The 361-nt window shown below is 62.0% G+C and carries 1 protein-coding gene; it reads left to right on the top strand.

Annotation, left to right across the window (positions count from 1 at the left end):
* Window positions 1-326, top strand: a 326-nt coding sequence (locus HF680_RS16320; protein ID WP_235969019.1) for a tyrosine-type recombinase/integrase, incomplete at its 5' end; no start/stop codon positions are given.
* Window positions 327-361 lie beyond the last annotated feature (35 nt).

Here is a 361-nt window from a genome sequence, read left to right as displayed (position 1 = left end):
GAGAAGCTCTGGCTCACTGGTTGGAGCGCCGAGGACGACGGCGTGACGACTGGCTGTTCCCCAGCCGCAGCCGAGATGGAGAGCACATAGGCACCAGGCAGTACGCTCGGCTGGTCGATACCTGGGTGAGAATGATCGACCTGAACCCCAGCGCCTATGGCACCCACAGCCTTAGACGGACCAAGGTGGCCTTGATCTATAAGAAGACCGGAAACCTACGCGCCTGCCAGCTCCTTCTCGGGCACGGAAAGCTCGAGAGCACCGTCAGGTATCTCGGCATCGAAGTGGACGACGCGCTGGAGATTTCAGAGCAGATCGACCTCTGAGCAGGCTTGGGGCGGCCCGCCGGAAAGCGGACTGC

It is taken from the genome of Brevundimonas huaxiensis (assembly GCF_014218725.1).
Lineage (GTDB): Bacteria > Pseudomonadota > Alphaproteobacteria > Caulobacterales > Caulobacteraceae > Brevundimonas > Brevundimonas huaxiensis.
The sequence above is the reverse complement of the archived record's forward strand: the minus strand, read 5'-3'. Positions and strand labels throughout refer to the sequence as shown.